Below are 6,198 nucleotides of genomic sequence, written 5' to 3'. Positions count from 1 at the left end.
TGTCAGGTCAGCGTTGGCATGGGTAACGTAGGACACGAGAGCCTCCTGGCGTCGAGATGAGTGTGGTAACCCAAATCGATACCGGAGGCTCTCGTTTCTTACATCACGCCACGCTGTTCACAACCTCCGTGGGAAATACAACTAGGTTTCACGGCATCCAGGAATGCTGCCCTGTCCACCACGCCGCCCGTCAGGCCGCGCCTCATAGCGAAGGCCGCGGCAAGGACTTTCTCCTCAAAGTATTCGCGTTTGCCGGCAGATTCTTCCTGCCCGATGCGGATATTCAATTCGGTCAACTCGTCAATGTCGGTTTTCATGGTCCCAGACTGGCACCGCTTTGCCCCCCATGGACAGTGGTATGGGGAAATTATTGGAGTGCAATGGGATTTCTCTGAACTCTCCCGACGTGCGGGTTCCCGTGGAGTGGAGCCAGAAAACTCAAATGACCGAAATTCCAGTTCAAACCCCGTCGCGGCCAGGCCCTAGCCGCAAGAACGAGAGGATGGACTGGCGCGAAGGCTCAGATTGTCTAATAAATAGGGTCTCTCGCGTTGTGCAGGTGAGCGGGCTTGGGCTGGCGACGAAACATCTGGGCAGAGGATTTCCGAATGCTTGGGATCCACAAGCGCGGGCGGAACGTGGCGCTCCACTGTGAAGACCGGTGGGCGCGATGCGTGCACGCGGGGCGGGGTTTCGCGGAACACTGGATCCATGAGGTTTTGAAACATGTATTTCAAGATTGCCGATCCGGCGCAACCAAGTGATGTCAATTCGAGCCTCTGGACCGACGAGGCCGTGATTATGGTGTACTTCGCGCACGACGACAAGTATCAGGCCGCCATCATGGAGCAGTACAAGCTTTACGTTGAAATGGCGGATCGCATCTCGATCCCGAGGTTTCCGGGCAACCTGGGTTCAGGGCTTCAATGCGGTGGAACTCCTCGCCGTACTCGGTGGCGAACCCGGTCAGGCCCCTGGTGTTTGGGCACTGCGTCGCCGAGGTGGTAGGAGTGCGGATCTACCAGGAAACGGGTGACCAGGTTAGGAGCCATCTACTCAGGGGCAATCACAAAGGCGCGGTCCTCCCGCTCACCGTATCGAAATCATTGGCCAACTGGGCGTCCTACATGCGGGCCTTCGCCGGCGACACTCAGCGTCTTGAATAGATCCTGTGCGGTTCGGGCAACGGACCTTTCGGTCTGCATGGTCGACCAGCTTTACTGAAGTTGACATCTTGGACTGATTGTCTCAGCAGCCCTCGGTGTCGAGGGGGTGGTACGGCCGGATCTGGTGCCGTGTTCCTCAGTCACGCCTGGCTCGATCAGAGTCACCAGCGAATGGCGGAGAACCCGCGTCGCGGGCCGGCTCCGATGCTGCGCGACTGTCTCATTAAGTTAGGAATCAAGGTCTTCTTCGACGATGACGACCCTTGGGTTTTCTTGTTCACCACTTCATGGTGGCTAGGGCCGCTCACAACATGATTTGCTGATTTTTCTTTAGATGGACCTAGGGTTGCGGCTGGTCCAGAATTTCCGCTCTGATACCTGTTCATGCAGGAATGCGGGGTAAGGACATGACGTGGCAACTGATTCGGAGCAAATCATGCGCTCTGGTGAGCCTGGTCAGGGTGGTAGCCGGGGTCGGACCCGAGGGCGAGTTGCAAGAAGTGGTGGGCTTTGCGGCCATGGCCCTCCGAGACTCAGCCACTTTCCTATCCGACTGACCACCGGTGCGTTCATCCTGAACGCGGGGTGAGGCAAAGGCGACCTTGACCAGGAGGGGGCGGCCGGCCTGCAGGACCTTCCCCCTCTAAGGCAGTTGGCCGAGCTCGTTGTGGAAGGCCCGGAGGAGTAACGGCACAGTAACGCCCCAGTAACGCCAGTGGCAGTGTAATGGAGCCCGGCGCCCGCAGTCGTCTGGGCCGGTGCCAAGGTAGCTGCGAAACAGGGTCGCTTCACGTTGGTGGAAGGCCAGGATCCTCCGCCGACTTACTCAGGAAAGCAGGAATCGCCGATGTCGCCCCAGCCCCCGGCCGCCGACGGTCCTGATGCCGCAGGCGGACGTGGGCGCACGGCCGCGCCGGCGGCACTGCTGCTACGCGCCGCCGTGCTGCCAGTCCCGGCCGCTGCGGCCACCGAAACATCCCCGGAATCGGCCCAGGAACCGTACTTTTCGCTGGACGGCAACGGCGGCTACGACGTCGACCATTATGTGTTGGATCTCAGCTATGATCCGCTGACCGAGATTCTGGGCGGGACCGCGACCATCACGCTAACGGCATGCAGGACCTTGGACATGGACGGATTGACAGTCAGAGGTCGTCCGGCCGAATTCACGCACGGCTCCGGCGAACTGACCGTTACTCCGCAGCGGGGTATCAGGGACCCCCAGTCCGGGCAGTCTGGTTTCTTCCACACGGACGATGGTTCCCTGGTCATCGGGCAGCCGCACGTGGAAGCAAACTGGTTCCCGGTCAACGACCATCCGCTCGACAAGGCATCCTACACCGTCCGGATGACGGTTCCCGAAGGGCTCGAAGTCGTGGTCAATGTGCGCTTGGTCGACAACCGGACCCGGGACGGCCTGACCACCTGGACGTGGGAGGCGCGCGAACCGATGGCGGCCTACCTTGCCACGGCCAGTGTCGGGCAGTCGGCCTTCAATCAGTACAAGGTCGGGCGAGTCAGCTACCTGGATGCGCCGGACCCCGACCTCGTTGCCCTAGTGGCGGAACCGCGGACCGGCACCGACTTAGCCTGGTCCAGGGCGGCGGACAGTTCCTACAAACGCCTCACCCGAACCTTCACGGTCCCGGACGAAGGGGCGCAGCTGTCCTTCTGGCTGACCCGCAGTACCGAAACCAAGTGGGATTCTGCCTTCGTGGAAGCCCGCACCGCCGGTGCTGAAGACTGGACGACTCTGCCCGATGCCAACGGGCACACCTCGGGGGACGGTGGGAACAGTGGTCGGTCGACCTGGCCGACTTCGCCGGCAGTCTGGGTTTTTTGGTACTGAGTTTATGGTAACTGCCTAATCAAAGTACGAGAGTAGAGAGAAGATCATGGCCCTCTTAGAGCCCAGCGTCCTTGCCAACACGATCATGAGCAAGCTTTATAATGTGCTGACCAACGGCGATGACACCGTGCCCAAATCAGACGACAATTTTTTCAGCTGGTGCACCCCGGGAATCCCGATCGAGCCCAGCGACCTGGAATATTTGACCCAGGGCCTTACCGGCGTGGTTAAGAAGTCCGCAGTTGATGCGATGCAGCCCAGCGCAGCGGCAGCGGCCGCGGCAGCGGGCGGTACGCCGCCGCCGCCTCCTCCGGCCCCGCCTCTGACACCGGAGCAGCTCAACGGGCTGATGGCGCAGGACACCATGCGCCTCTACATGCAGGCCGAGAACATGGCACGGCTGCTTGACTTCGTACCGGATGTCGCGGCCGGCACCAACGATCAGTTCGCGAAAATGGCCGTTCAGAACAACGATGGCACGCTGTCGGACGTCTATGACTACACGCTGCGGATGAGCCAGGTGATGAAGGTCGATTTGCCGCCGGAAACGGTCGCTCAGATTGAGCGGCTCAACGGCCTGCTGACAAAGACGGTCAAGACCAAGGACATAATTTCTGGGGATGAAACCGAATCATCGGGCCCCAGCGACCTAGTCACTGCCTATTTCGCGAAAATGAAGGCGTATAACGATGCGGCGCTTGAATATAATGCCCGTAAGATCGACGCACTGACCGCCACGAATTCCCGCGCGGTCCATGACTTTGCGAACAACGCCAATACCTATCGCAACAACGTCCGCGCCGCAATGACGGACTGGGAGACCGCTGGCCATAAGCTCGATTACGAGAAGATCGCCGCCTTCTTCGAAGGGGTCGGGCGTCGCGATATGTCGCTGTTGAAGCAACAATATGTCGAGGACCTGGAGAAGGCGCGGCTAACCTCGCCGGTCTCGGGCAGCGACTTTTTCTTCACTTCGCTGGTTCCGGGCAGTTTCGCCACTTCGAATGGCTGGACTCGGTTCGGCTTCTCGGCTGGAGATTACGAGAGCCACTCCAACTCCAGTTATAAGTGGTCGCAGTCCAGCGGCGGGGGCGGCTTCAGTTTTTGGGGTTTCGGCGCCAGCGGCTCGCACTCGGTATCGAGTAGCCACAGCGAATACCACGGTACATTCGACAATAGCCATGTCGATATGACTTTCGAGATCGCCCAGATCCCGATCGCGCGCCCTTGGTTTCGCACGGCCTTTCTCACCAGCCATTACTGGCGGTTCGATCAGAACAATGTGGTGGTGAAGGGCGATCGCCTTTCGGATGGTGGCTCACCGCCCAACGGCAAGTTGCCGGCCTATGCGACCAGTGCGATCTTCGTGCGCAAGCTGTCGCTGAAATTCGGCGAGAGCCATGGCTTTTCGGATTTTGTGAACAACGCGAACTCCCAGTCGACCAGCGCTGGCGGCTCCTTTTCCTTCGGCCCGTTCTTCGTGGGGGGCAGTGGCTCACATCGTTCCGGATCGGGTGATACGGCGCGCGATTACGGGTTCAAGTTTGAAAACAACACGATGTCCATTGACGGGATGCAGCTAATCGGCTTCAAATGCCACGTGATGCCGCAGAGCCCGAACCCATCAGCCGATATTCCCGCCGACGCCTGGATCTGAGGTAGCGGAAAGGGGACATACGCCATGGACGCATTCGTGCAACTCGCGCTGATCGAAAAGGCGAAACGCGTGTTCGCCGTCGATACCAGCGTGATGCTGAGCTTCCCGCTGTTGGCGCCGATAGGTTTCACCGCGGCGGAACTGGCGGCTCTCGCCGCGCCAGCCACGGCCGCTGATTATGCCGCAGCGGGGGACTTTGCCCGGACCGTGAATTTCCTGCCCACCGACATGGTCGCGACCGCGACGGACCGGATGCTGTGGGATGTCTATCGCGATGTCCTTAGCCGAGCCGAGGTAGGCGCCGCACGAGCGGACAGCGGCGGGGGGCCGGCAGCCGCTGATGTTTTGTACGAGGCGGGACCTGACGGTACCCGGGTCGAGAGCGAGGCGCTGAAGCGCTATCGGCAGTATCGCGATTCGTGGATCATGGCGCGCGAAGACTACGCAGCACACAAGCTGACCGGCGAACTCAGCCAAGACCCTGCCGAACGACAACACTGGACCGAAGTCGATGAGCCGGCGCTGCGCGCCGCGATAGACGCGGCCGCTAGCGCCTGGGAAACACTGGGTGGCCGCGCTGCGATTGAGGCGGCACTACAAGCCCGGCGCCAAGCAGCGCTTCGTGACCCGGGCCTGCGGTGGGCCGAATGGACACAGGCCTTCAACCCCGATATCGACATGATCACCGAGGCGGGCGGCAACCAGTATGCGCCGACCGGATTTTCGCCGCGCAACTTCGCCGACCAAGACTGGCTCACCTTCGATCTGTCCGCCAGCGAGATGCGAACCCTGGTCGATGAGGCGCCCGAAGCGCTCAAGCGGGTGCTTGACGACGATGGCGGCACCGGGATCGAGCGCATGTCGTTCGAATACCGCTCGGTCGCGATGGTGCGGGCCTGGTTCCGCCCCGAGGCACTGACGTCGGGCATTTGGCGCAGCAGCGATCCGGATCTCCAACTCAGCGACGGCGGGGACCCGCCGACGGGCGCGTGCCCGGCCTATGTTTCGGCTTGTGTGTTTGTCCGCAATATTGAAGTGATCGAACAGGCCGCCAGCACCGACAGGACCTTCCAGGACCTGCGCTTCACACTCAATCCGGCGCGCCTGACACTGCGACCCAACCTGCGCGTCGATCCGGGCATCGCGGCACGGATCGCCCGCCGGACGGTACAGCCGGAGGCTTCCGCTCCGACGCCAGCGGTCACGCCGCGGGCTTTCCGGGCGCTCGAGCGCAACAGTTTCCTCCAGCTGTCGGCGCTGCGCCGAGCCACCCCGGCTGAGGCGCCGATCGCCAGACGGCGCCCCATCCAGCTGGACGGCCACATCTTGACCAACCCGGTCATCCGTATCCGGCCGGAGCTCTTGGGCATCCCAGCTCCGGCACCACCGTCGCCGCCTCCGTCTCCACCGGTTCCCCCGCCGCGAGACGAGATGTCGATCCTCGCCTTTATTTGCAAACGCCTGCCCAAAGTGCCAGACCTAGCGTCGGACCTGGACTGAAAACGAACGCGCGCCCCTTTCCTCTA

Annotated in this window: 5 protein-coding genes; 4 read left to right on the top strand and 1 reads right to left on the bottom strand. The window is 61.5% G+C overall.

Translation table 11 applies throughout. The features are described from left to right. Positions 1-98 precede the first annotated feature (98 nt). The gene (locus tag JYA52_RS02460) at positions 99-317 is read right to left on the bottom strand and encodes a hypothetical protein (protein WP_205651567.1); all 219 of its coding nucleotides are present in this window, start codon (positions 315-317) and stop codon (positions 99-101) included. A gap of 409 nt (positions 318-726) precedes the next feature. Here JYA52_RS02460 and JYA52_RS02455 point away from each other — a divergent pair, with 409 nt between their 5' ends. The 4 genes from JYA52_RS02455 (at position 727) to JYA52_RS02440 (ending at position 6,172) form a co-directional block, all read left to right on the top strand. Continuing rightward, positions 727-1,008 (top strand): hypothetical protein, encoded by a 282-nt coding sequence (locus JYA52_RS02455; protein WP_205651566.1) that lies wholly within the window; start codon positions 727-729, stop codon positions 1,006-1,008. Positions 1,009-2,013: 1,005 nt separating this feature from the next. Further along, a complete protein-coding gene (locus JYA52_RS02450) occupies positions 2,014-3,015 on the top strand; it encodes a gluzincin family metallopeptidase (protein ID WP_205651565.1) in 1,002 nt (333 codons plus the stop codon). A gap of 46 nt (positions 3,016-3,061) precedes the next feature. Next, positions 3,062-4,672 carry a hypothetical protein gene (locus JYA52_RS02445; protein ID WP_205651564.1) on the top strand — a complete coding sequence of 537 codons (1,611 nt, stop codon included), beginning with the start codon at positions 3,062-3,064 and terminating at the stop codon, positions 4,670-4,672. A 24-nt stretch (positions 4,673-4,696) separates the two neighbouring features. Next, positions 4,697-6,172 (top strand): hypothetical protein, encoded by a 1,476-nt coding sequence (locus JYA52_RS02440; RefSeq protein WP_205651563.1) that lies wholly within the window; start codon positions 4,697-4,699, stop codon positions 6,170-6,172. Positions 6,173-6,198: the final 26 nt, after the last annotated feature.

It is taken from the genome of Arthrobacter pascens, from assembly GCF_017052465.1.
GTDB classification, from domain to species: Bacteria; Actinomycetota; Actinomycetes; order Actinomycetales; family Micrococcaceae; genus Arthrobacter; species Arthrobacter pascens.
The sequence above is the reverse complement of the archived record's forward strand: the minus strand, read 5'-3'. Positions and strand labels throughout refer to the sequence as shown.

Coding starts and splice junctions, on each gene's coding strand:
- JYA52_RS02450 (WP_205651565.1), top strand. CDS start 2,014: ATGTCGCCCCAGCCCCCGGCCGCCGACGGTCCTGATGCCGCAGGCGGA.
- JYA52_RS02440 (WP_205651563.1), top strand. CDS start 4,697: ATGGACGCATTCGTGCAACTCGCGCTGATCGAAAAGGCGAAACGCGTG.
- JYA52_RS02445 (WP_205651564.1), top strand. CDS start 3,062: ATGGCCCTCTTAGAGCCCAGCGTCCTTGCCAACACGATCATGAGCAAG.
- JYA52_RS02455 (WP_205651566.1), top strand. CDS start 727: ATGTATTTCAAGATTGCCGATCCGGCGCAACCAAGTGATGTCAATTCG.
- JYA52_RS02460 (WP_205651567.1), bottom strand. CDS start 317: ATGAAAACCGACATTGACGAGTTGACCGAATTGAATATCCGCATCGGG.